The 24,656-nt window shown below is 71.8% G+C and carries 18 protein-coding genes, 1 pseudogene and 2 riboswitches; of the genes and pseudogenes, 7 read left to right on the plus strand and 12 right to left on the minus strand.

The window, feature by feature from the left end; translation table 11 throughout:
* Positions 1 to 22 precede the first annotated feature (22 nt).
* From cbiB to ACZZ98_RS15160, 7 genes and pseudogenes are all read right to left on the minus strand, one after another.
* Complete coding sequence (cbiB, locus tag ACZZ98_RS15130; protein ID WP_463517019.1) at positions 23 to 1,030, minus strand: adenosylcobinamide-phosphate synthase CbiB; 1,008 nt, start codon at positions 1,028 to 1,030, stop codon at positions 23 to 25.
* A 35-nt stretch (positions 1,031 to 1,065) separates the two neighbouring features.
* Complete coding sequence (gene cobU, locus ACZZ98_RS15135; protein ID WP_463517020.1) at positions 1,066 to 1,617, minus strand: bifunctional adenosylcobinamide kinase/adenosylcobinamide-phosphate guanylyltransferase; 552 nt, start codon at positions 1,615 to 1,617, stop codon at positions 1,066 to 1,068.
* Between the two features lie 2 nt (positions 1,618 to 1,619).
* The gene (cobA, locus tag ACZZ98_RS15140) at positions 1,620 to 3,434 is read right to left on the minus strand and encodes a uroporphyrinogen-III C-methyltransferase (protein ID WP_463517021.1); all 1,815 of its coding nucleotides are present in this window, start codon (positions 3,432 to 3,434) and stop codon (positions 1,620 to 1,622) included.
* Positions 3,431 to 5,893 (minus strand): cobyrinate a,c-diamide synthase, encoded by a 2,463-nt coding sequence (locus ACZZ98_RS15145; protein WP_463517022.1) that lies wholly within the window; start codon positions 5,891 to 5,893, stop codon positions 3,431 to 3,433. Before ACZZ98_RS15145 ends, cobA begins: the two co-directional genes overlap by 4 nt.
* A complete protein-coding gene (gene cobO / locus ACZZ98_RS15150; protein ID WP_463517023.1) occupies positions 5,887 to 6,501 on the minus strand; it encodes a cob(I)yrinic acid a,c-diamide adenosyltransferase in 615 nt (204 codons plus the stop codon). The genes ACZZ98_RS15145 and cobO overlap by 7 nt, the downstream gene beginning before the upstream one ends.
* Entirely contained in the window at positions 6,501 to 7,793 is a 1,293-nt protein-coding gene (locus ACZZ98_RS15155) for a VWA domain-containing protein (RefSeq protein ID WP_463517024.1), read from the minus strand. The genes cobO and ACZZ98_RS15155 overlap by 1 nt, the downstream gene beginning before the upstream one ends.
* Before the next feature lie 331 nt (positions 7,794 to 8,124).
* A pseudogene (locus tag ACZZ98_RS15160) lies at positions 8,125 to 8,667 on the minus strand (magnesium chelatase); the annotation flags it as partial.
* Between the two features lie 30 nt (positions 8,668 to 8,697).
* A riboswitch (cobalamin riboswitch) is annotated at positions 8,698 to 8,763 on the minus strand.
* Positions 8,764 to 8,831: 68 nt separating this feature from the next.
* Here ACZZ98_RS15160 and ACZZ98_RS15165 point away from each other — a divergent pair.
* The 4 genes from ACZZ98_RS15165 (at position 8,832) to ACZZ98_RS15180 (ending at position 12,691) form a co-directional block, all read left to right on the plus strand.
* Positions 8,832 to 9,293 carry an SAM-dependent methyltransferase gene (locus tag ACZZ98_RS15165; RefSeq protein ID WP_463517025.1) on the plus strand — a complete coding sequence of 154 codons (462 nt, stop codon included), beginning with the start codon at positions 8,832 to 8,834 and terminating at the stop codon, positions 9,291 to 9,293.
* On the plus strand, positions 9,259 to 10,047 hold the full coding sequence (gene cbiT, locus ACZZ98_RS15170) for a precorrin-6Y C5,15-methyltransferase (decarboxylating) subunit CbiT (RefSeq protein WP_463517026.1): 789 nt from the start codon (positions 9,259 to 9,261) through the stop codon (positions 10,045 to 10,047). The genes ACZZ98_RS15165 and cbiT overlap by 35 nt, the downstream gene beginning before the upstream one ends.
* On the plus strand, positions 10,044 to 10,790 hold the full coding sequence (cobM, locus tag ACZZ98_RS15175; RefSeq protein WP_463517027.1) for a precorrin-4 C(11)-methyltransferase: 747 nt from the start codon (positions 10,044 to 10,046) through the stop codon (positions 10,788 to 10,790). Before cbiT ends, cobM begins: the two co-directional genes overlap by 4 nt.
* A gap of 92 nt (positions 10,791 to 10,882) precedes the next feature.
* Positions 10,883 to 12,691 (plus strand): HNH endonuclease signature motif containing protein, encoded by a 1,809-nt coding sequence (locus ACZZ98_RS15180; protein ID WP_463517028.1) that lies wholly within the window; start codon positions 10,883 to 10,885, stop codon positions 12,689 to 12,691.
* Between the two features lie 24 nt (positions 12,692 to 12,715).
* Here ACZZ98_RS15180 and ACZZ98_RS15185 read toward each other — a convergent pair whose 3' ends face one another.
* The 3 genes from ACZZ98_RS15185 to ACZZ98_RS15195 are packed head-to-tail and all read right to left on the minus strand — an operon-like array spanning position 12,716 to position 16,049.
* Positions 12,716 to 14,266 carry a precorrin-2 C(20)-methyltransferase gene (locus ACZZ98_RS15185; protein ID WP_463517029.1) on the minus strand — a complete coding sequence of 517 codons (1,551 nt, stop codon included), beginning with the start codon at positions 14,264 to 14,266 and terminating at the stop codon, positions 12,716 to 12,718.
* Positions 14,263 to 14,934, minus strand: a complete 672-nt coding sequence (locus ACZZ98_RS15190) for a precorrin-8X methylmutase (protein WP_463517030.1) — start codon at positions 14,932 to 14,934, stop codon at positions 14,263 to 14,265. Before ACZZ98_RS15190 ends, ACZZ98_RS15185 begins: the two co-directional genes overlap by 4 nt.
* Positions 14,931 to 16,049: a cobalamin biosynthesis protein CobG gene (locus tag ACZZ98_RS15195; protein ID WP_463517031.1), complete on the minus strand. Its 1,119-nt coding sequence runs from the start codon at positions 16,047 to 16,049 to the stop codon at positions 14,931 to 14,933. Before ACZZ98_RS15195 ends, ACZZ98_RS15190 begins: the two co-directional genes overlap by 4 nt.
* 6 nt (positions 16,050 to 16,055) lie before the next feature.
* Positions 16,056 to 16,210, plus strand: a riboswitch (cobalamin riboswitch).
* A 54-nt stretch (positions 16,211 to 16,264) separates the two neighbouring features.
* Here ACZZ98_RS15195 and cobN point away from each other — a divergent pair.
* Genes cobN through ACZZ98_RS15210 form a run of 3 tightly spaced genes read left to right on the plus strand, consistent with a single transcriptional unit; the run spans position 16,265 to position 22,402 of the window.
* A complete protein-coding gene (cobN, locus tag ACZZ98_RS15200) occupies positions 16,265 to 19,903 on the plus strand; it encodes a cobaltochelatase subunit CobN (RefSeq protein WP_463517032.1) in 3,639 nt (1,212 codons plus the stop codon).
* A complete protein-coding gene (gene bluB / locus ACZZ98_RS15205) occupies positions 19,900 to 21,681 on the plus strand; it encodes a 5,6-dimethylbenzimidazole synthase (protein WP_463517033.1) in 1,782 nt (593 codons plus the stop codon). Before cobN ends, bluB begins: the two co-directional genes overlap by 4 nt.
* Positions 21,682 to 21,712: 31 nt before the next feature.
* Positions 21,713 to 22,402 (plus strand): VOC family protein, encoded by a 690-nt coding sequence (locus ACZZ98_RS15210; protein ID WP_463517034.1) that lies wholly within the window; start codon positions 21,713 to 21,715, stop codon positions 22,400 to 22,402.
* On the opposite strand, the gene cobF is transcribed toward ACZZ98_RS15210, so the two are convergent.
* Both cobF and ACZZ98_RS15220 read right to left on the minus strand, forming a co-directional pair.
* Entirely contained in the window at positions 22,343 to 23,191 is an 849-nt protein-coding gene (gene cobF / locus ACZZ98_RS15215; protein WP_463517035.1) for a precorrin-6A synthase (deacetylating), read from the minus strand. The genes ACZZ98_RS15210 and cobF overlap by 60 nt on opposite strands.
* On the minus strand, positions 23,188 to 24,624 hold the full coding sequence (locus ACZZ98_RS15220; RefSeq protein ID WP_463517036.1) for a cobyric acid synthase: 1,437 nt from the start codon (positions 24,622 to 24,624) through the stop codon (positions 23,188 to 23,190). Before ACZZ98_RS15220 ends, cobF begins: the two co-directional genes overlap by 4 nt.
* Positions 24,625 to 24,656: the final 32 nt, after the last annotated feature.

Below are 24,656 nucleotides of genomic sequence, written 5' to 3' on the forward strand. Positions count from 1 at the left end.
GTGTCGGACTATCTCGACCGCGTCAGTCGCCGGCGCAGGACCACTCGCGCGGTGACGACTGCCAGGAGCGATGCCGTGGAGAGATGGCGTAGGTGGCGCGTGGCTCGCGGGATGTCGGCGACCGTGACAGCGGGGCCGTCGCCCAGATGGCCCCGGTCCTCGTCGACCCCGTCGTAGTGGTTCGTGCCACCCAGCCCGACGCCCAGCTTGCCGCCCAGGAGGCCTCGACCGGGCCGGCATTGGGGCTCGGGTGGGCAGGGGAGTCTCGACGCACGATCCGGAAGGTCGCACCAGCGCGACGAGGACCCACGAGCGCTGCGTTGAGAGCGACGGTGAGCCTTGCAGGAAGCCAGTTGGCCGCGTCGTCGAGCCGAGCGGCCGCCCAGCCGAACTCGCGATATCGCTCGTTGCGGTGGCCCCACATGGCGTCGAGCGTGTTGATGGCGCGGTAGCCGAGCAGTCCGGGAACCCCGGCGACGGCTCCCCAGAGGAGCGGAGCGACGACGGCGTCGGCGGAGTTCTCGGCGACGCTCTCGACGCAGGCGCGCGCGATGCCGACACCGTCGAGGGTGCTCGGGTCGCGGCCCACGAGGTTGCGGATCCGCACTCTCGCGCCGGCGAGGTCGTCCGCGGCGAGGAGGGTGGCCATGGCCTCGCCTTCGCGTTCCAGGGACCTGCCACCCAGGACCGCCCAGGTCGCGGCCGTCGCGACGACGACCCGGGCGACGGTGGGTAGCCGTCGCTCGAGCAGGCCGGTGCCGGCAGACGTCGTGACGAGGGCACCCACCGCGAGGGCGCCCCGCGAGCGGCTGGGCGCGTGCAGGCGCTGCTCGACCCGAGAAGCCACCTGCCCGAAGCCGGCCACGGGGTGGAACCGGCGTGGATCACCGAGCGCTCGGTCGGCCACGAACCCGAGGACGAGCCCGAGAGCGACCGGGTCGATGGGAACTCCACGAGAGACGGTGCGTCGAGATCGGGGGACACGCTCGGGATCCCGGACCCGCTCCCGCGCGTCACCCGATCTCGACACGGCCGGCTCAGCAGTGCGCGTCGCGCTCCGGGACCTCACGGTCTGCGGAGGGGGAGGAGGTGCCCGGCGGCCACGAGGAAGACCCGGTCGCTGGCCCGCGCCAGGTCCTGGTTGAGCCGCCCGAGCTCGTCGGCGAAGATCCGACCGGACCGGTGCTCCGAGACCACGCCCCAGCCGACCTCGTTCGTCACGGCGACGACATCATGCGGGCACCTCGACCACGCCGTCACGACGGCGGCAGTGCGCTCGTGGAGCACCCCCTGCCACCGCTCCCGCGGCGCCTCCCAGACGTCGAGCTCGTCCAGGACGGCGGTGAGCCAGGTGCCGAGGCAGTCGACGAGGGCGGGGCCGGTCAGTGCGTCGAGCACCGCGGCGAGGTCCCGCGTCTCGATGGTCCGCCACGAGTCCGGGCGCCGGCTCCGGTGTGTGGCAATCCGATCCGCCCAGTCGGCGTCGTCGGATGACGGGCCGGTGGCGACGTACGTGACCGGCACGCCCAGGGAGTGCAACGTCGCCGCATCGGACGCGAGCTTCTCGGCGATGACGGACTTGCCCGAGCGCACACCACCCGTGACGAGCGTGCGCACCCTCACCACCTCCCCGAGCTGAGCACGACGAGGACCACGGCGAGGGCGACCTCGATGGCGGCACCCATGACGTCCCCCGTCACCCCGCCGAACACGCGGCGACAGGTCCGCAGGAGCAGCCCCACGGCCACCGCTGCCGCGACGACCGACGCCACGCCGGCCAACGGAGCCAGCCCGGCCGCAGCGGCAGCCAGAGCCATGACCACGGCGATGACGATCCCGCCGACGACCGTCGCCGCCGGCGCAACGGAACCAGCGACGACGGCGCCGAGTCCGCTGGGGCGAGCGGACGGCATACCGACTCGGCAGGTGAGCAGGGTCGAGGCACGCGAGGCGATGACGGCCGCACCGGCGACCAGCCACCCTTGGGGACGGTGGACGATGGCGCTGAGCGCGGCCACCTGGGTGAGGAGCACGAGGACGAGGGCGGCCACCCCCATGGGCCCTACGTCGCCGCTGCGCATCACCTCGAGGGCGCGCTCACGGGTCCAGCCGGCGCCGAGCCCGTCGACCGTGTCGGCCAGGCCGTCGAGGTGCATCGCCCGGGTGCCTGCCGCGATGACGGCCACGGCCAGGGCGGCCGTCAGCATCACCGGGAGCGCGGCCAGGCGTCCGAGGGCGACGACGGCACCAGCTGCCAGTGCGACGGGGACCGCCGCCACGGGCGCAAGTGACATCGCCCAGCGTGCGTGGCCTCTGGTGGGTTCAGCGATGGCTCCGACGGGGATGACGGTGAGCGTTCCGAGGGCGAGTCTGAGTCCAGCGACGCTGTCCTGCAAGGGAGCTGAGAGCTCCAGGGCGGACACGACGCGCCCGATGACGGTGATGGCCGGGGGAGTGAGGTCCTGCGCGTCAGCGACGAAGGCGATGTCCTCGAGTGTCCCTCGCGCGGATCGCTGGCTCGGCATGGCGCCGTCGGCGATGCAGGCCGCTGGCATCGACGGGTCCATGCCGTGCTCGATGAGCGTCTGCGAGATCTCGGCCAGCGCGGACACGCCCATGAGGATGACGATCGTGAGGCCGCTTCGGGCCAGGGCGCTCCAGTCGGCCTCGTTGCGCTCGTCCTTGGGCCCCACGTGGCCGGACACGACGACGAAACCCTGGGTCAGACCGCGATGGGTGAGCGGGATTCCGGCGAGTGCCGGGACCGCGACAGCCGAGGTCACACCCGGGACGACATCGACGGGTATGCCGTTGGCGACGCAGGCGTTCCATTCCTCGCCTCCGCGCCCGAAGACGTAGCTGTCGCCGCCCTTGAGGCGGACGACGTGCTTGCCGGCAAGGGCGTGCTCGACGAGCAGGGCGTTGATCGACTCCTGGGGAGTGAAGGCACCGCGCGGGATCTTGCCCACGTGGATGACCTCAACGTCGGAGCGTGCCTCCGAGAGCACGGAGAGGGGGGCGAGGCGGTCACAGACGAGGACGTCGGCCTCACGGACGGCGCGCAGCCCGCCGACGGTGAGCAGGTCCACCGCACCGGGACCGCCGCCGACGAGGGTGACCCGCCCCGTGACCGCTGATCGCGGCGAACCGTGGGTGTCGGGGGAATGGGGTGGCAGACCCACGGGGGAGGTCAGTGGGTCGCGCAGGACGAGGTCGAAGTCCTGGGGTGAAGCCTGGGCAACGACGGTGAGGAGCCGACGGCCGGTGAGGTCGTCGAGTGCAGCCCTGGTGGCGCGGTCGACGAGGTCGGCGGCGGCCGCCACGGTGACGACGGCGCCCTGGTCGGTGAGGGCGTGGACGGCCTCGGCGATCCGAGGGCTCGGTGTCGTGATGAGCACCGTGGGGGCCGCGCTAGTCGTGATGGTGAGGTTCATGCGGTGCGCTCCTCGGACGTCAGCACAGTGGCGAGCTCACGAAGCATGCCGTCGGTCGTCTGCGGGTCGCGCACGGCGATGCGCACCCATTGCGGCCCGAGTCCGGGGAAGGTGTCGCCCCGACGGAGCGCGTACCCACGTGTCCGCATCACCTCGCGCACCCCGGTGCCGACCTCGACGAGGACGAACGATGTCTGCGACTGCACCGGGCTCAGGCCGAGGTCGCGGAGCCCATCCAGGAGGTGCTCGCGCCAGCGGGTCGTGTCGGCGACAGCCAACGCGGCCTCAGCGAGGGCCGAGGTCGTGGCCGTCGCCTCCATGACGATCGCGGCCAGGGTGCTCACCGACCAGTGCGGCTGGTGCACGGCCAGGTCGGCGATCACGGATGGTGAGCCGACGGCATACCCGGCTCGCAGACCCGCCAGGCCCCACGTCTTGGTGAGCGACCGAAGGACGACGACGCCCTCCATGTCACCCGAGATGAGCGAGTCGGGCTCTCCAGCAATGGTGTCCATGAAGGCCTCGTCGACGACCAGGAGGCGCCCGGGGCGGCGCAACGCGTCAAGCGTGGCGCGTGGGTGGAGGACGCCGGTCGGGTTGGTCGGGTTGCCGATGACCACGAGGTCGGCGTCGGCCGGCACGACGTCCGGCGTGAGGGTGAAGCCGTTGGCGGCATCGAGGACGACGCGCTCGGGGGTGATGCCGGCGCGTCGCAGGGCGGCCTCCGGCTCGGTGAACTGCGGATGCACGATGACCGGTCGCGTGGCGCGGGTCCGCGCGAGGAGGACGAACGCCTCGGCGGCGCCACTCGTCGGGAGCACCATGTCGGGCTCGACCCCGTGCCTGCGGGCGATCGCGCTGCGCGCACCGCGGACATCGGGGTATGCCGCGAGGTCACCGATGCCGTCGCGCAGGCGTCGGGCCAGCCAAGGGGGCGGCGTCGAGAGGCGCACGTTGACGGCGAGGTCGACCAGCGAGGGGTCGGTCTCCGCGTCGCCGTGGTGCTCGAGCGGGTCGGTCAGCTCGGGCTCGGACCCGTGAGAGGTGCGGGGCGTGATGCGGAGGAGCCCTGCGCGAGAGCGGATCTCGCCGTTATGGACGGCGTCGGCGAAGCCCAGGGCCAGCTCGGGGTGGCCGGCCCAGTGGGTGTGGAGGTAGGAGGCGTGCACGGTGGGCGTGCCCGTCCCGGCCGGGTCGAGCGACCACCCCTCTGCTGCGCCGTCGAGCAGCCATGCCGCCTTGTCGCCGCGGTCCGGTGAGGTCCGGGTCCGGTGGAACTCGTGGCCGCGCACTCGGGTGCCGGCAGGGCCGAGCAGGGTGTCCTCCGGGGCGATGGCGGTGACGTAGCGCAGGGTCAGGCGTGGGTGCATGGCAGCGGTGGCGGGGACGGCGCCGACGAGCTCGTGCCCGTCCACCGCCTGCGAGAGGTAGAGCAGGCCCGCGCACTCGGCCACGGTCGGCACGCCGGACAGGACGGCGTCGCGCACGTCGGCGAGCAGGCGTCGGTTGGTCGACAACGCGGCGGCGTGGACCTCGGGGAAGCCGCCACCGAGATAGATGCCCTGGGTGCCGGGCGGGAGGGCGGTGTCGAGCGCCGGGTCGAAGGTGACCGGATCGCAGCCGAGCGCCCGGAGCTGCTCCTCGGTCTCGGCGTAGCGGAACGTGAAGGCCCGCCCCCCGGCCACGGCGACACGCCGGGGCCTGGCCGTCGAGAGCGCGTCCGAGGTGACCGGAGCCCATGCCGGAGTGTCGAGATCGGTTGCGGCAGAGGCGATCTGGAGGAGGGCGTCGAGGTCGACGAACTGCGCCGTCTGCTCCGCCAGTCGGTCGAGCGCCGCTGCGGCGTCCGGACGCTCGGCAGCAGGGACCAGTCCCAGGTGGCGCGACGGCGCACTCACTCCGGCGTCCCGGGGGAGCACTCCGAGGACCGGCGTGCCGAGCTGCTCCACGCTGCGCCGGACCTCGTCGGCATGACGCGACGACCCGGCCTTGTTGAGGATGACGCCGGCGACGTGCACCAGGGGGTCGAAGCTCCGGAGTCCGTGCACGATGGCCGCCACCGTGCGCGCCGCCGACGAGATGTCGATGACGACGACGACCGGGCTGCTCGTCAGGGTTGCGACGTGCGCCGTCGACGCCCGACCGTCACTGCCGAGGCGGCCGTCGAACAGTCCCATGACGCCCTCGATGACGGTGAGATCGGCGGGCGCGGGGGTGTGCGCGCCATGGACGAGCAGAGGCACCACCCGCTCCTCACCCTGCAGCCAGGGGTCGAGGTTGCGGCCCGGTCGCCCCGTCGCCAACGCGTGGTAGCCAGGGTCGATGAAGTCCGGCCCGACCTTGGCACCCGCCACGACCCGACCGGCACGCGTCAGCGCAGCCATGACACCGACGGCGACCGTCGTCTTGCCCTGACCCGATGCTGCGGCCGCGATGACGAGCCGCGGGAGCGTCACCACTCGATGCCCCTCTGTCCCTTCTGGCCCTGGTCGAAGGGGTGCTTGACCTTCGTCATCTCGGTGACGACGTCGGCGATCTCGACCAGGCGCGGGTGGGGGTCGCGTCCGGTGAGGACGACGTGCTGGAACCCCGTCCTCGACGAGAGCACCGACACGACCTCGTCGACGTCCACCCAGCCCCACTTGAGGACATAGGTGAACTCGTCGAGGACGTAGAGCCCGTGCGTCTGCGCCTCGATGCGCCGACGGATCTCGGCCCATCCCTCCTGCGCGGCGGCGGCGTGGTCCTCCTCGGAGCCGGCCTTGCGGGACCAGGACCAGCCCGAGCCCATCTTGTGCCACTCGATGGGGCCACCCTCGCCCGTCTCCTCGTGGATGCGGTTCAGTGCCTCGAGGGCGGTCTGCTCGCCGATGCGCCACTTCGCCGACTTCACGAACTGGAAGACGCCGATCGACCACCCCTGGCTCCACCCACGAAGCGCCAGCCCGAAGGCCGCCGTCGACTTGCCCTTGCCCTTGCCGCCGTGGATGAGGAGGAGCGGGCGGTTGCGCCGCTGTCGCGTCGTGAGCCCGTCGGCCGCCTCCACGGGGACCTGCCCCTGAGCCATCAGGCAGCCCTCCCGCCGCGACCGGGGCGACCGGCGCGCCACTCGTCGCGCGCCGTGGTGACCGACTCGACGATCGCTCCCGCTGCGACCTCGCCGAGGGGGACGTGCGTTGCGCCCATGCGCGCGGCGAGGTCGGCGGCGAGCCCGAGCCGGAAGCGCCCCGTCTCGCAGTCGATGACGACCGACTGGTGCCCCGTGCGCCCCCACGCGTCGGCGATGGTGCGCGACCGCTCGAGGGCGTCGGGTCCTGCCGTGGCTCGGCCGTCGGTGACGACGACGAGCAGTGGGCGGCGCTTCGGGTCCCGCAGCTTCTCTCGGGCCAGCACCTTGGTGGCCATGAGCAGCCCCTCGGCGAGAGGCGTCCGCCCTCCGTGGGCGAGCGTCGTGAGCGACCGAGCCGCGGCGTCGACGGACGAGGTGGGGTGCAGCGCGATGTCGGCCCCCTGCCCCCGGAACGTCACGAGGCCCACCCGGTCACGCCGCTGGTAGGCGTCGAGCAGCAGCGACAGCACCGCCGTCTTGACCTCCTCCATCCGGCGCCGTGCACCCATGGATCCGGACGCATCGACCGCGAGGAGAACGAGATTGGACTCCTGACCCTGGGTGACCGCCGTGCGGAGGTCTCCCGGCAGGAGGACAAGCCGTCCGTATGCCGTCCCGCGCGTCCCGCGGTGACGCGCGGCTTCGGTGATGGTCGCGGGAAGGTGCAGCCGGCCGCGTCCGGTGGTCGTCGACCCGATCGTGTGGCCGGTGGCGGTGAGGGCGCGGCTCCGGCGACCTGACTCGCCGGTCCCCACGCCGGCGAGGGTGAAGGCCCGAGCCCGGAACGGCGTCCCGGCCGACGCGACACCAGCCGGAACCACGGCCGGTGCATCACTGTCGGGGACGGGGTTCGCTGAGTCGTCACGGGACTCGGGTGTCTGTGGGGTGTCGTCGGCCGCGCGCGACGGCTCCGGCTCGCGGGAACCGTCATCCTGTGGCTGGTCCTGCGGGCTTGCGGGGGCAGGTCCCGGGTCGGGCACGGCGTCGGTGTCGTCATCCACCTCGTCGGGGCGCCCCTCGGGGTCGCCGTCCGGGCCGGGGTCCTCCGGGCCGGGGTCGGACGGCTCCTCACCGAGAAGGCGGTCGAGGAGGTCCTCGTCGAGGCCCGGCGCGTCGAACGGGTTGCGGCGACGGCGGTGCGGCAGCGCGAAGATCGCCGCAGCCCTGATGTCTTCGCGGGTCACCGACAGACGCCCGTGCCAGGCGGCATGGGCCATCGCGGCACGGGCAGTGACGATGTCGGCGCGCATCCCGTCGACCTCGAAGCCGGCGCAGACGCGGGCGATCGTCGCCAGCGACCGGTCGCTCAGCTCGACGCGTCCGACAGTGAGCCGCGCTTCGGTGACCCGGTCCGCGAGGTCGCGCTGCGCGGCGGCATACCCGTCGGCGAAGGACACTGGATCGGCATCGAACGTGAGACGGCGACGGACGACCTCGGCACGCAACAGCGGGTCGCGGCTGGCCGCGACCTCCACCGTCAGCCCGAAGCGGTCGAGGAGCTGCGGGCGAGGCTTCGCCCTCCTCGGGGTTCATCGTGCCGACGAGCACCAACCGCGCGGCGTGACTGATCGAGACGCCGTCACGCTCGACGGTGTTGCGACCCATGGCGGCAGCGTCGAGGAGCAGGTCGACGAGGTGGTCGTGGAGGAGGTTGACCTCGTCGACATAGAGGATCCCGCGGTGGGCGTCGGCGAGCAGGCCGGGCTGGAACGCGGCCTCACCGGAGCCGAGGGCCTTGCCGAGGTCGAGCGAGCCGATGACGCGGTCCTCGGTGGCGCCCACGGGGAGCTCGACGAGGCGGGCGGGGCGTTCGGTCGTGGCGGTCGTCGCGGCATGAGGGCCGTCGGGGCAGGTGGGGTCCGGGCTCGCGGGGTCGCAGGCGAAGCGGCAGCCCTCGAGGACGGCATGGGGCGGGAGGAGGTCGACCAGCCCACGGACGATCGTCGACTTCGCGGTGCCCTTCTCGCCCCGCACGAGCACGCCACCGATGCCGGGGGAGACCGTCGTGAGGATGAGGGCCAGGGAGAGGTCGTCGGCCCCGACGACCGCGGTGAAGGGGTAGTGCGTCACGCGAGGAATCTCCTTGAGGCGAGTGACCACGCTCGCCTGAGTGCCGGCACGCATCGGGGAACCGACACGAGAGTCCCCGACGACGTCCTGGCTCTCCCGACGGGTCGGGATCACAGTGGCGGGACCGCTCCGGACTTGCACCGGTATTCCTCGCGGGGGACCGGCGCCATCATGGCACGACGCCGCTGGCGGGGGCCGGTGTGTCTACAGTGAGCGCCGTGATCGACGTCGTCGGGGTGCCTGCCGAGGGGCTTGGGGCCCTGCCACCCGCCCATCAGCAGCGCATCGCCGCTGCTCGCACGCTCGTCGGGTCGCCTCGCCTGCTGGACCTCGTGCCTCAGCGGGAGGGGCAGGAGCGGCGGGTGTGGCCCTCGCCGATGCTGCCCGGTTTGGAGGACCTCTTCGGCGATCTCGGCACGGACGGGGTGGTGGTGCTGGCCACGGGTGATCCGCTCGTGTCGGGCGTGGGGTCGACGCTGCTGCGTGTGCTTGGCGCCGATGCGGTGCACGTGCATCCCGCTGTGTCGTCGGTCGCGCTGGCTCGGGCCCGCATGGGTTGGTCGAGTGAGTCCACCGACGTCGTCTCGCTCGTCTCACGCAGTGTGTATGCCGTCCGCCGTCACCTTGCGCCGGGAAGCTCGGGTCGTGGCCCTGTCGGCTGGTGCTGCGACTCCTCGTGAGGCCGCCCGGATGCTCGTCGACCTGGGACTCGGGGAGACCTCGATGACGGTGCTCGGCGATCTGGGCACCGCGCAGGAGAGCCGGTTCGACTGTGCTGCAGCGGAACTCGCCGGTGGGAGAATTCCGGGGGCGGACGGCATACCCGCTCTCAACATCGTCGCACTCGAGGTCCCTGTCGGCGTTGCCCTGTGGGGCTCGAGCCCGGGTCTGCCCGATGATGCCTTCGCCCACGACGGGCAGATCACCAAGCGCGAGGTCCGAGCGCTGGCCATCGCGGCGCTGCGACCCATGGCCGGGCAGCGCCTCTGGGACCTCGGCGCCGGGTCCGGGTCGGTGTCGGTGGAGTGGTGTCTCGCGGCGCCGCGCACGAGTGCCTTTGCCGTCGAGCGCGATGCAGGGCGGGCTGGGTTCGTCCGCGAGAACGCTGCGACGTTCGGCGTTCCCATCGCAGTCACTGAGGGTGACTCGAAGGAGGCTCTCGGCGAACTGCCTTCTCCCCAGGCCGTGTTCATCGGCGGCGGTGCGGACGGAGGGCTCATCGACGCTGCCTGGGCTGCTCTCGCGCCCGGCGGGCGACTCGTCGTCCACTGCGTCACCCTCGACACCGAAGCTCTCGTCGTCGCGGCCCAGGGTCGCCACGGAGGAGACCTGCGTCGCGTCACCATCGAACGCGCCGAGCCGCTGGGGCGCCACCTGTCCTGGAAGCCTGCTCGCCCCATCGTCCAGTGGTCCGTGACCAAGGAAGTCTCATGACCGTTCACTTCATCGGTGCCGGCCCGGGGGCGGCTGACCTGCTCACGCTGCGCGCGGTCCGGCTGCTCAGCATGGCGCCGGTGTGCCTCTATGCGGGCACCTATCTCGACGCAGAGGTGCTGTCCCACTGCCCCGCCGGTGCCGAGCTCATCGACACCCAGCGGCTCGACCTCGACACCATCACCGCCCACCTGGTGACGGCGCACCGGGCGGGCAAGGATGTCGCGCGACTGTGTTCCGGAGACCCGTCGATCTATTCGGCGATCGCTGAGCAGACCCGCCGTCTCGACCGCGCCGGCGTCCCGTGGGACGTCACTCCCGGCGTGCCCGCGTATGCCGCCACGGCCGCCGCCATCGGACGTGAGCTCACCGTGCCCGAGGTGGCGCAGACCGTCGTCCTGACCCGGACCCAGCGTGACTCCACGTCCTTGCCGCCGGGTGAGCAGCTCGCGACCTACGCCGCGACGAGGGCGACCCTGGTCCTGCACCTGGCCATCCGGCACACGCGCCGCCTCGCGCGGGAGCTGGCTGAGCACTACGGTCCGAACTGCCCGGTGGTCGTCGGCTCTCAGGTCACGCAGCCCGACGAGCTCATCCTGCGCGGCACTCTCGCCGACATCGCCGACCAGGTGGAGTCGGCCGGGTTGAGGCAGGCGGCCGTGATCATCGTCGGGTGGGCGTTGGAGGCGGAGGACTTCGTCGAGAGCCACCTCTACGGAACTCGCCTGCGCGGTCAGTCCTGATCTCTGGCTATCCCGCGTATTCGCTTGCAACAGAGCCGAATTGGCCTGTGGATAGTTTGCAGATCGAACGCCTGTTCGAGTAGAATCAGGGCATGGAAAGCCCCGCTGCGACCGCCGCCCTGGAGGGCCGGTATGCCGCGTTGTCTGCTTCCGTTTCGGACATGAGTTCCGAGGAGCTGCTGGAGGTGATCGAGCTGGCGCAGCGGGAGAAGGACGCGGCGTCGGCCCGGCAGGCGGTGGCGTTGGCGCACCTGTCCGCGCGGGACTCGCACGTGCAGGAGGACGGAACCTCGGTGGAGGTGCATCACGGGCTGGGTCATCAGCGTCTGGATGCTCCGGAGCTGGCTGCGCCGCGGTTGGGGTGTTCGGTGCATGTCGCGGCGAACCGGGTCCTGGACGCGGTCCGGCAGCTGACCCGCACCCCTGCGGTCGTGGATGCGATGGCCACTGGTGATCTGGATGAGCACCGGGCTCGGGTCGTGACGGAGGAGACGGAGTTCCTGTCGCCGGAGTCGGCGGCGGAGGTCGTGGACCGGGTCAGGGACGTGTGGGGGCAACTGACAACTGGGCCGTTGCGGCGGTTGTTGGCCAGGACTGCGGCGCAGGTCGACCCGGACGCGGTGACCGCGCACGCTGAGGACGAACGGGCCCGCCGCGGACTGACCCGCCGCACCGGAGTGCACGGCACGGACCACTGGCGCGGTGACTTCAAGGTGGAGCAGGCCCGGACTGCGTGGGCTGCGGTGACCGAGCGCGCCCGTCAGCTCGTGCGGGACAAGCAGGCCGACTCCTTGGAACTGGCCCGGGCGGACGCGATGATGGAGCTCATCCTCGAGCACAGTGACGTCAAGGTCGTCGTCCACACCACTCGCGCCGCGGAGGACGCCCCCGACCTGACAAGCAGCGATGGTGGCGACGCGCAGGGCGGGCAGGTCAAGACCGGAGCCACCGCGGCGTCACCCCCAGCGAACGCGAGCCCCCGGGCAGCTGCGGGCGCGGCTTCTTCAGCGGTTGGGGAGGCAGGGGATCTCGTCGAGGTCGGTGGGCTCGGCGCACCCGGCACGGCGTTCGTGCGTCGTGACTGGCTCGACGGGGCTGGCACGTCAGACCCAGACCCCGACCGCGACCTCACCTGCGACCGTGGCACCGGCGCGCTGATGGCCGGTGACGTCCCGAAGGCGTTCGCCCGCGGCCAAGCCAGCGCCCGACGCGCGCACCAGGCCAGAGAACGAGCCAGAGCCCGCGCCGCCAAGGACTCCGCCCATCGAAGGCGGTCTCGACCATCAGATCCGCGGATCCTCGAACAGGTCGTCGACGAAAGCATCGACTTCAGCGACTCCTACCGGGTGCCTGATCCCATGGCCCGGCTGGTCCGGCTTCGTGACGGGTCCTGCCGCTTCCCCGGCTGCGCCGTCCCCGCGCGCCAGTGCGACCTGGACCACGTCCGTTCCTGGCCGGTCGGCCCCACCACCCCGACCAACCTCATGGCGTTGTGTCGACGCCACCACCGGGTCAAGCAGCGCGACGGCTGGACCGTCAAGCTCCATCACGACGGAACCGTCACCTGGACCGACCCCACCGGCCTGTCCACCACCACCTGGCCGGTCGACCACCTCCACCTCGTTACCGCCCGCGCGACGCGCCGCGACCCCATCGCCCACAGCCGAGCCGCAACCCACCCCACCGAGGTCCCCACCACCTTCGAAGAAGAACTCACCGAGCTCCTCGGCGGACCCGACAACGCAGCACCCCGCGCCTACCCGGTCTCGTTCGACATCGACGGCAACACCTACGGCGGGCCACCACCCACGATCGACCTCGACCACGGCCCGGGATGGCGCCGCTACCGGATCGACCTCGCGCCGCCCCCGCCCGGCGAACCCGAGGTCATTCCCTTCTGAGCCCTTGATCCCCGGACCAGCTGCTCACTCGACCCAGCGGGGAGTCCAGACCCTGCCCGTCGGCGTGGTGCGGGTGCTCGAGGCACTGATGACGACGAGACAGCTCATGTCGACCGACTCCGGGTCGAGCTCGCCCAGCGTCGTCACCGTGAGCGCCTCCCCGTCACGACCGACGTTCCGGGCAACTACGACGACGCGCTCGGGAGGCGCCACCTCGCGGACGGCATCAAGCGCCTTCCCGAGCTGGTGCGGGCGACTGCGGGATCGCGGGTTGTAGAGCGCCACGGCGAGGTCCGACCGCACGGCCGAGGTGAGCCGGTCGACGAGCACGTCCCACGGCTTGAGGCGGTCCGAGAGCGAGATCAGGGCGTGGTCGGCGCCGAGCAGCGCACCGGCGAGGGCACTGGCCGCGTGGGCGGCCGTGATGCCCGGCACGACGCTGATCGGCACCTGGCCGTAGCGCTGGTCGTCGATCAGCGCTGCCTCGGCCGCCTCGAACACTGCGGCAGCCATGCCGAAGACACCGGCGTCACCACCGGAGACCACGGCGACGTCATCTCCCTTGAGGGCGAGGTCGAGGGCGTGGCGGCCACGGTCCACCTCGACGGTGTTGCCCGTCGCGTGCCGAGTGAGACCGGGACGCTGGGGCACGCGGGCCACGTAGGGCGCGTAGCCGATGACGTGCTGGACCCGGCTGAGGACCTCGCTCGCCTCGGGGCTCAGCCACTTGTCCGGGCCAGGTCCGAGGCCCACGACGTGGACGGTTCCGATGCTGGGTGCGCCCGTGGCGAAAGCCAATTCGCGTATGCCGGCCGACGACGCTCGACCAGCCGCGTCGGCTCGCAGGTCCTCACCGGGCACGATGACGATGGACATGTATGGCACGGTCGACGGGTCGACGTCGCGGACCGGGATGACCCGCTGACCCGAGCGGCTCGCGTGCTCGACGTACACAGCGCGGTCGAGCAGCCCTGCCTGGTGAAGCGCTTCGCGCACCCCCTCGAAGGTGCGGCCGAGCTTCATGATCACCGCGGCGTCGGTGTCGGCGAGCCGGCGGGCGAGCTCGGGGACGGGCAGGGTGCCGGGAAGGACGGTGACCGTGTCCTCATGGCGGGAGAGACCTGAGCCGGCGGCGGCGGTGGCCGCGGCCATCGCGGTGATGCCCGGGACGACCTCGGTCGGGAACTCGTCGCGCAGGAGGTCGTGGACGTACATGAACGACCCGTAGAAGAGCGGGTCGCCCTCGGCCAGGCAGACGATGCTGCGACCCGCGGCCAGGTGGGTCCGGAAGCGTCGGGCGCACTCGTCGTAGAAGTCGGCCAGGGCGCCGTAGTAGCCCCCGGGGTGGTCGGTGGTGCCCGTCGTCACGGGGTAGGCGAGTGGCTCCTCGATGACCCCGGCCCTGATGTGGTCGGCGGCGATGCTGCGCGCTGTCGACTCCCGGTGGGCAGCGCGGTGGTAGGCGACGACGTCGGCCGAGCCGATGAGCGACGCGGCGCGCAGGGTGATGAGGCCCGGGTCGCCGGGACCGACGCCGACGCCGTAGAGGTGGCCGGCCTGGGCGGTCCCACTCACGCGAGCTCGTCCTCGGTCGCAAGGGCGTTGAGGGCGGCGGCGGCCATGGCCGAGCCACCACGTCGCCCGTGCACGACCAGCCACGGGATCTGCGAGCCGTCGGGCAGCATGTGCTCCGCCAGGGCCACCTTGGACTCCGCCGAACCCACGAATCCCACGGGCAGGCCGACGATGGCTGCGGGTCGTGGGCCGCCGTCGAGGACGACCTCGAGCAGGTGGAACAGCGCGGTGGGGGCGTTGCCGATGGCGACGACGGCTCCCTCAAGCCGCTCACCCCAGAGGGAGACGGCGGCGGCAGCCCGCGTCGTGTCCCAGGTGGCGGCCAGGGCAGGCACGCGGTCGTCGCGCAGGGTGCAGATGACCTCGTTGTCGGCCGGGAGGCGGCGACGGGTCACTCCGGACGCGAGCATCTGCGAGTCGGTGATGATCGGGGCGCCGCCCGTGAGCGCCGTGCGGGCGGAGCGGACGACACCTGCATGAGCGGCGATCTGGTCAGTGATCTCGACGTCGCCGGACGCGTGGATGATCCTCGTCGCCACTGTGTGAAGGTCGCTCGGCAGGAAGGTCAGGTTGCTCTCGTCGCGGATCATCGCGAACGAACGGCGATAGATCTCCAGACCGTCGGTGACGTAGTCGTAGCGACGGGTGGGCGCTGCGTGCTCGCTCACTGTTCTCCTCGAGTGGCTGCGGTGGCTGGGGGGACCGTGGTGGTCAGAGCCGAGACCACGTCGTCGACGGTTGGCGGTGCGACGAGGACTCTGTCGGATGTCCCTGTGCCACACCGCCGTTCGCACCCGACGACGTGCACGTCCCGTGTGGTCGTCAGTCGTCGGGACGCCACCGTCTCGGCCGCGGATCGCGCGAGGTCGAGGGTGGGGACCGTCGTGCGTCGGCACGACGGGGCGCCGACACAGGCAGAGATTCTGGCCCACGGCCCTTCGGGCTCCGTCACCAGCCCAGCCGAACGCAATGACTCGACGCGAGCCGCTCCGCCGCGCACCACGACCGAGCGCCATGGCGTGACGACCACGTCGTCGGCCACCTCGGTCAGCGCCACCACGTGCTCGAGCGTGAGCATCCCTAGTGGGACCCCGGCCACCACGTCGGCCCCCACGACGCCCACCGGCTCAGGCGCAGCGGCCACCGCCGTGGTCGGTTCCAGACCCTCGAACACAGGCGAGTCGGACGGCAGGTCACGCACGTTCCACGCGCCGTCCGGCGCCGTCTCGACAAAGCGCAGCGCGACGTCGACCATCGCTCGCACAGCGTGAGCCGGAGCGACCTCGCGACCGAGCCGACCGGCATACAGGGTTCCCGATCGTTCCGAGGTCTGCTGGTAGGCCACGTCCCACCTCTCCGAGAGCACCGACGCGGAGGCGTCGGAGATCGCGAAGAGGAACCGCCCGGGCAGCTGCGCCAACCGCGGCTCTGCCACCAGGGCTGCGTCGAACGAGGTGACGAGCGGGTCGAGATGGCGCGCCAAGGGGGCCGCGAGGATGTTGCGCACCCGCTCGTGCGACGCCGACGGCAGCACCCCCGTGGCCTCCACCGCCTCGATGAGGGCGAGGGGCAGCGGGTTCGGCAGTGCGCGCAGCTGCAGGTTGCCGCGTGACGTCAGCTGCACCACCGGGGCGCCGTGGGCGGCAGCGAGCTCGACCACCTCGCGCAGCACGGACGCGGCAACCCGACCACCCGGCACACGCAGTCGCACCAGGACGCCGTCGTCCGCGACGAACGGGCGCAGCAGGCCCGGGCAGCGGTCGAGGGGCGAGCGTTCGGACACGGCGGTCACAGTAGCCCGACCGACCGTTAGGCTGCCCACGGCTGCGAAGGACGGAACCCGGTGCAAGTCCGGGACGGTCCCGCCACTGTGAGCCCCGCCCCTGTCTCGACGACAGGGTGTGGGTCAGTCAGGAACGTCGTCGCAGCCGGCCCGACGAAAGCCGTCGGGTCCAGCCGTCACGGGGCGAGGAAACCCCGGAAGGAGCCTCACGGCCCATGCCCCGCATCGCCCTGCTGTCGACGTCCGACACCGACCTCCTCTGTGCCCGCGCCAGCGGAGCCGACTACGTCTGGGCCAACCCCAGCCGCCCGGGCCACACCGACATGGCCCAGGCCATCGAGGGCGCCGACATCGTCGTGGCGCGCATCCTCGGCTCGCCGCAGGACCTCTGCTCCGGGTTCGCCCGCATCCGTGACACCGGCGTCCCGCTCGTCGTCCTCGGCGGCGAGCAGGCCCCCAACGCCGCGCTCATGGCTGAGTCCACGGCGCCCGCCGGGGTCGTCCACGAGGCCCACCGCTACCTCGCCCAGGGTGGCGCCGACAACCTCCGCGAGCTCCACGCGTTCCTCTGCGACACGTTGCTGCTGACGGGGGACACGTTCGAGCCGCCGATCGAGCTGGCTCCGTGGGGGACCCTGGAGCGCGAGCCCGTCTCCACTCCCGACCGCCCCCGCGTCGCCGTGCTCTTCTACCGCGCCCAGCAGGCTGCCGGCAACACCGACTTCGCCCACGCCCTCGCCGACGCCATCGACGACGCCGGGGGAGTGGGCGTCCCCGTCTACGCCACCTCTCTGCGGGACGCGCCCGAGGACCTGCTCGAGCACCTCGGCACCTACGACGCGATCGTCACGACCGTCCTTGCCGCCGGTGGCACCCGGCCGGCGACGGCCTCCGCCGGTGAGGACGACGACTCGTGGAACGTCGCGGCCCTCGCCGCTCTCGACGTCCCGATCCTCCAGGGCCTCTGCCTCACGTGGAGCCGCGAGGAGTGGAGCCAGTCCGACGAGGGGATGTCACCTCTCGACGTCGCGACGCAGGTGGCCGTGCCTGAGTTCGACGGGCGCATCATCACAGTGGCGTTCTCCTTCAAGGAGACCGACTCCGACGGTCTGCCGCACTACGTCGCCGACCCCGAGCGGTGCGCCCGCGTGGCCGGCATCGCCGTCGGTCATGCCCGCCTGCGCCACACGCCGCCAGCCGAGCGCAAGGTCGCCATCCTCCTGTCGGCCTACCCGACCAAGCACTCCCGCATCGGCAACGCCGTCGGCCTCGACACCCCGGTCTCGACCATCCGGCTGCTGCGCGCGATGCGAGAGGCGGGATACGACCTGGGCGAGCGGGGCGGCATACCCGGCCTCGACGACGTGGAGCCGCGCGACGGCGAAGCCCTCGACACCACGGCGGGCAACGCCCTCGTCCATGCGCTCATCGCCGCCGGCGGTCAGGACCCCGAGTGGCTGACCGACGGTCAGCTCACCGAGCACCACGTGCGCATTCCGAGCAGCCGGTATGCCGGGTGGTTCGCTTCCCTTCCGGCTGACCTTCGCGAGGAGATGACGGAGGCGTGGGGCGAGGCGCCGGGCGAGCTGTTCGTCGACTCGTCGGCCGTGGCCGAGGGCGGCGAGGCCGAGATCGTCTCTGCCGCGCTGCGGTCCGGCAACATCGTGCTGCTCGTGCAGCCGCCGCGCGGGTTCGGCGAGAACCCCATCGCGATCTACCACGACCCCGACCTCGCGCCGACGCACCACTACATCGCGACCTACCGGTGGATCGAGGAGGAGTTCGGCGCCCATGCCGTCGTGCACATGGGCAAGCACGGCAACCTCGAGTGGCTGCCGGGCAAGAACCTCGCCCTCTCAGCTGGCTGCGGCAGCGACGCGGCGCTGGGCTCGGTGCCCCTCATCTACCCGTTCCTCGTCAACGACCCGGGCGAGGGGACGCAGGCGAAGCGCCGCGCCCATGCGACGATCGTCGACCACCTCGTGCCGCCGATGGCACGAGCCGAGTCCTACGGCGACATCGCCCGTCTCGAGCAGCTGCTCGACGAGTACGGCAACGTCGCGGCGATGGACCCGGCCAAGGCACCGGCGCTGCAAGGTGAGATCTGGACCCTTCTCCAGGCCGCGAAGCTCGACCAGGACCTCGGCCTCACCGAGCGCCCCGACGAGACGGGGTTCGACGAGCTCGTCGGCCAGATCGACTACTGGCTGTGTGCCGTCAAGGACGTCCAGATCCGCGACGGGCTCCATGTCCTGGGGGAGGCGCCCTCGGGCGAGGGGCTCGACAACCTCGTTCTGGCGATCCTGCGTGCCGGTCAGGTCTTCGGCGGTCAGCAGGACGGGGTGCCAGGTCTGCGAACAGCGCTGGGGCTCAGCGACACCGGTGCCTCGACGAGCGAGACGGACGCCGCCGAGGAGACGGCGGGGCGGCTCGTCAAGGCGCTGTCGGCCCGCGACTGGGACGTGAGCGCTGTGCCCGGGATCGTCGCCACCGAGCTGGGCCTCCAGCATCCCGGCGTCGAGGCCTCCCTGCGGTTCGCGTGCGAGGAGGTCGTCCCCCGTCTGGCCGGCACGACCGGTGAGATCCCCATGGTGCTCCACGCTCTCGACGGCGGCTACGTCCCGGCGGGTCCTTCGGGCTCGCCTCTGCGCGGTCTCGTCAACGTGCTTCCGACGGGTCGCAACTTCTACTCGGTCGATCCGAAGGCGATCCCGTCCCGCCTCGCCTACGAGACCGGCGTCGCGATGGCCGAGTCGCTGCTGCAGCGCTACGTCGACGACGAGGGTGAGCTTCCCCGCTCCGTCGGCCTCTCGGCCTGGGGCACGTCCGCGATGCGCACCTCCGGTGACGACATCGGCGAGATCCTCGCCTTCCTCGGCGTGACCCCCCTCTGGGACGAGCAGTCCCGACGCGTCATCGGTCTCGAGGCGATCCCGCTGGCCGAGCTGGGGCGCCCGCGCATCGACGTCACGGTGCGCATCTCGGGCTTCTTCCGCGACGCGTTCCCGCACGTCATCAACCTCATCGACGACGCGGTCGCACTCGTGGTGGGCCTTGACGAGCCGCTGGACCAGAACTACCCCAGGGCGCACGCCACGGCCGACGCCCAGCAGCACGGAGACGAGCGCCGCGCCCGCACAAGGGTTTTCGGATCCAAGCCCGGGTCCTACGGTGCCGGCATACTCCAGGTGGTCGAGTCCGGCACCTGGCGTGACGACAAGGACCTCGCCGAGGTCTACACCGCGTGGGGAGGGTTCGCCTACGGCCGGGACCTCGACGGGGCGCCGGCGCGTGACGACATGGAGCGCAACTACACCCGCATCCAGGTCGCCGCCAAGAACATCGACAACACCGAGTCCGACATCCTCGACTCGGACGACTACTTCCAGTACCACGGCGGCATGGTCGCGACCGTGCGTGCGCTGACCGGCACCGACCCCAAGGCCTACGTCGGCGACTCCACCACTCCCTCGAGCGTGCGCACCCGCACCCTGCAGGAGGAGACCAACCGCATCTTCCGGGCCCGCGTGGTCAACCCGCGCTGGATGGCGGCGATGCAGCGCCACGGCTACAAGGGGGCGTTCGAGCTGGCGGCAACCGTCGACTACCTCTTCGGGTTCGACGTGACCGCGGGCGTCGTGCCCGACTGGATGTATGACCGGATCGCGCACGACTACGTCCTCGACAAGACCAACCAGGACTTCATGCGCCACGCCAACCCCTGGGCCCTGCGCGGCATCGTCGAGAAGCTCTCCGAGGCCGCCGACCGCGGGCTGTGGGAGGAGCCGGACCCCGAGGTCATGGACCAGATGCGTCAGGTCTACCTCGACGTCGAGGGCGACCTCGAGGAGTGAGCGCCGACCGCACGACACCACCGGGTCCGGCCACGACGTCCTGGCCCCGCCCCACACCTCTCGTCGGGGACACGACGAGCGCCCAGGAGCGCAGTACCGACCCGTCCGGCTGGGCGTTCGAGCCGGGCGTCGTCGCGGCCCTCGACGAGGTCATCGCCGGCCGCCGTGACATCCGACGGTTCCGCTCCGACGCGGTCCCTCAGCACCTCCTCACCGAGGTGCTCACCGCTGGTCACCGGGCGCCGTCCGTCGGCCATTCGCAGCCGTGGCGGTTCATCGTCGTGAGGGACCCGGCCATCCGTGACCGGGCCGCCCACCTCGCCGACCGCGCACGCCTGGACCAGGCTGCGCTGCTGACCGACGACCGGGCCGCCCGGATGCTCGACCTCAAGCTCGAGGGCCTGCGCGAGGCGCCGGTCGGAGTGGTCGTCGTCTGCGACCGGCGCACTCCGTCGAGCGGGGTCCTCGGCCGGGCGACCTTCCCCGACGCCGACCTCTGGTCGTGTGCCTGCGCGATCGAGAACATGTGGCTCGCCGCCCGGGCACGCGGCCTGGGCATGGGCTGGGTGACCCTCTTCGATCCCGCCGAGCTGGCCGCACTCCTCGAGCTGCCCGAGGACGTCGTCCCCATGGGCTGGATATGCCTCGGTTGGCCGGACGAGCGCCCGCCGTCGCCCGGGCTCGAGCGGGCCGCCTGGTCGAAGCGGATGCCGCTGCACGAGGTCGTCATGCGCGACCGGTGGACCGGTGACGATGCGGCCCCGCCGGTCTCTCACCTCGACCGGTTGCCGCGAGAGACCCTCGTGTCGGCGTCCGACGAGGCAGACGGACTCCTCGCACCGCCTGAGTCGCTGGGAGTGCTCGACCGCGTCGTCAGCCGCGTCGAGGCCTTGGGACGAGGGCGTATGCCGCTCGGCGGCACCTTGGTCCTCGCCGGCGCCAGCCACCCGGTCGCGGCACTGGGCGTGAGCGCCTATCCGGACCGGGTCACCCGGGACGTGCTCGAGGCTGCCGTGGCCGGCGTCGCGATGGGCGCGGTGAGCGCGAGGTCCGCCGGCCTGGAGCTCGTCGTCGTGGACGCGGGCACTGCGGGCGGGCAGCCCGTCCCGGGCGCCATCGACGCGCGCCCCACCGAGCCGCGTGGCGACCTGGCGAACGCCGACGCGTTGCAGCGCGCCGACGTGGACCGGCTGCTCGACGCGGGACGGCGGCTCGGACAGCACGCCGCACGCTCCGGCATCGTCGTGCTGGGCGAGGTGGGCATCGGCAACACCACGGTTGCCGCAGCCCTCACGTGTGTCGTGACGGGGTTGTCCCCGCGCGAGGCCGTCGGTGTCGGCGCAGGGGCCGACACCGACATCGTCGAGCGCAAGCAGGCCGCGGTGGCCGCCGCTCGCGAGCGGTTCGGGGCCCGCGCGGAGTCGTGGCGTGACGACCCGGCCGACCTTCTGGCCGGACTGGGCGGACCCGAGATCGCCCTGCTCACCGGCGTCGTGCTCGGCGCCGCCGATGCGGGCGCCCCCGTGGTCCTCGACGGACTCGCCGGCTCCCTGCCGGGCGTCCTCGCAGCCGCCATCGAGCCCAGCGTCCAGGCTCACCTCATCGCCGGGCAGCGGAGCCGCGAACGCGCCCACGGCAAGGTCCTCGGCCTGCTCGGCCTCGAGCCCCTCCTCACCCTGCGCCTGCGCTCCGGCGAAGGTGTCGGCGCTGCCCTCGCGGCATCACTCGTGCTGCAGGGCCTGCGGACCCGGCGCGAGATGGCTCGGACGGAGCCCTGATCGGGCGGGTTCACGGATAGGGTCCGGAAGCATGGACATGCTGAAGGGCGACGAGATCACGGCGGCCGGGCTGACCGACTGGCGCAAGCTGGCCCAAGGGCTGCACGCCCGCTACCTGGTCGACGACTTCGCCACCGGCGCCCGGTTCGTCACCGCTGTGGGTGAGGCAGGCGACGCACTCGGACACCACCCGCGCGTCTCGATGGGCAAGGGGTGCGTCGACCTCAAGCTGGTCACCGACGACGCCATCTACCGTGACGACGACGGCACCGAGTACGTCATCGAGTGGCCGACGCAGCAGGACGTCGACCTGGCCCGACGGATCACCAGCATCGCCGCCGACCACACGCTCAGGGCCGACCCGACCTCGGTCAGCGTCATCGAGCTGGGCCTCGACACAGCGCACTCCGCCACCATCGCTCCGGTGTGGGCCGCCCTGCTGACCGGCAACGCCGAGGCCCAGGGCCACGGCTCACCCGGCGACGAGATCCGGGACGCCACGGGGCGCGTGCCGAACCTGTGGTTCGGCGAGGTCGGCGAGGACGAGACTCCCGGACAGCGGTTCCACCTCGAGGTCTACGTGGCGGCCGAGGTGGCCGAGCAGCGGATCGCCGCCGTCGTGGCCGCGGGCGGGACCGTCGTCGATGACAGCGACGCGCCCTCACTCACCGTGATCGCCGACCAGGACGGCAACAGGGGCGTCCTCTGCGTCGCCGGCTGACGAGGCACTCAGCGCGTAGGTGTCCATCACCCAGCCGTGCTCCTGACGCAACTGGGCGCGCAGCTCGACGATCTCGTCGATGACGTCAGCCAGCCTCCCGGCGCGCAGGACCTGCTGTGGCAGACCGAGATACGCGCCCCAGTGGATCCTGAGATCCGGGGCGCGATCCACCAGCTCACGGCACCGCAACGACCCGTCGAGCATGACGACGACCGTGCCGAGCGCGGATGACCACTCGTCGACCAGCCGCCGTCCGGTGGTGATGTGCACGGGCTGGCCGATGCCGTTGAGGACGATGCCGTGCTCGGCGGCGAGGACCTGGATCGCGGACAGTCCGGCGATGACCCGGGCCCGCAACGGCGTCCGTCGCCCCACCGCGTCGACGATGCGGATGGTGCTGTCATAGAACGCCGGATCGCCCCATACGAGGAACCCCACGGTCTCGCCCGCCGGCAGGGTCTCGATGATCTCGGCGTAGCGGTCCGCGCGCTCTGCGTGCCACGCATCCACACCTGCCCGGTATGCCGCCCGGTCCCGTTCCGCGTCCGGCCCACGTTCCGGGTCGGTCACCGTGACGATGCGATAGGTCCCCTCGTCGAGGAGCTCCTCGCAGATGAGCCGACGGACGGCGACGAGCTCGTCCTTGACCTCGCCCTTGTCAGCGACGAGGAAGACGTCGCACTCGCGCAGCGCCGCGACGGCCTGGCCGGTGACGTGGGCGGGGGAGCCGGTGCCGATGCCGATGATCCGGACCTCGCGTGGGTCGCGCTGTGCTGCAACGGTGTTCAACGGGCCATCTCCAGGAGTAGTTCGTGGTCGAGGTGCTCGTCGACGGCGTCGGCGAGGGCATCGATCATGGCTTCACGCCGCTGCGCGAACCCCAGGGAGGCCGCGTCCGGCTGCCACGACGAGCCAGCCGCTGTTGCAACCTCGGTGAGCCAGGCACGACGGAAGTCGTCGCACTCGAGGGTGCCGTGCCAGATGGTGCCCCACACCGCGTCGGAGGCAGTCCCGCCGGGGAAGGCTCGGTCATCCGACACCACGCCGTGGTGGATCTCGTAGCCCTCGACCCGATGTCCTCGCCACTGGCCGGTCGGACGCGCCAACACCTTCTCGGGATGGAAGGTCACGGTTGTGGGCAGCAGGCCCAGCCCGGCAACCCGTCCGACGTGCTCACTCTCGACGGAGTCATCGATCCACTGCGCCAACATCTCGTAGCCACCGCAGATCCCGAGCACGGGGCGTCCGTGCGCCTCCCGCCACGAGACGACGTCGGCCAACCCGGTCGACCGCAACCAGTCGAGGTCACTGACTGTGGCCCGCGAACCGGGCAGGACGAGCAGGTCGGCCTCACGGCACACATTGGGGTCTGTCGTGACCCGAACGTCCACGCCCGGCTCGGCGGCCAGGGCGTCCACGTCGGTGGCGTTGGACGTCCGCGGGAAGCGCACGACCGCCACCGACAGCCGGTCGGCCGAAGTGTCAGACGTGGGTCGCCAGCGGCCGATCGACAGGGCGTCCTCGGAGTCGAGCCACACGTCCTCGAGCCACGGGAGAACGCCGGCACACGGCATACCCGTCCGTTCGGTCACGACGTCGAGGCCCGGAGTCAGCACGGACTCGTCGCCGCGGAACTTGTTGATGACATAGGCACGCAGCAACTCCCGGTCGGCGTCGTCCACCAACCCCCAGGTGCCGAACAGGGCCGCCAGTGCCCCGCCTCGGTCGATGTCGGCGACGATGAGGGCGGGCAACGAGAAGCGCTGTGCCAGACCGAGGTTCACATAGTCGCCCGAACGCAGGTTGACCTCGGCAGGAGAGCCGGCGCCCTCGGCCACGACGAGGTCGACCGAGCCCGACAGCTCCTCGAAGGCTTCGAACGCAGCCTGCGCCAGGTGCCGGCGACCGGTCGCGTACTCACCCGCCACGAGCTGCCCAGCAGGCTTCCCCCGCACCACGACGAACGCGCGTCGGTCACTGCCCGGCTTGAGCAGCACCGGGTTGTGCACCGACGTGGGCTCGACCCCGGCGGCCTGCGCCTGCAGGTACTGCGCCCGCCCGATCTCGGACCCGTCGCGGCACACCATGGAGTTGTTCGACATGTTCTGGGCCTTGAACGGCGCCACCCGGATGCCCTGGCGCGACCACAGGCGGCACAGGGCCGTGACGACGAGGGACTTCCCCGCATCGGAGCTCGTCCCCGTCACCAGCAGTCCCGACACCTGGCGAATTCTACGCAGCCCTACAGTTGCCC

This window comes from Knoellia sp. AC549, from assembly GCF_979258975.1.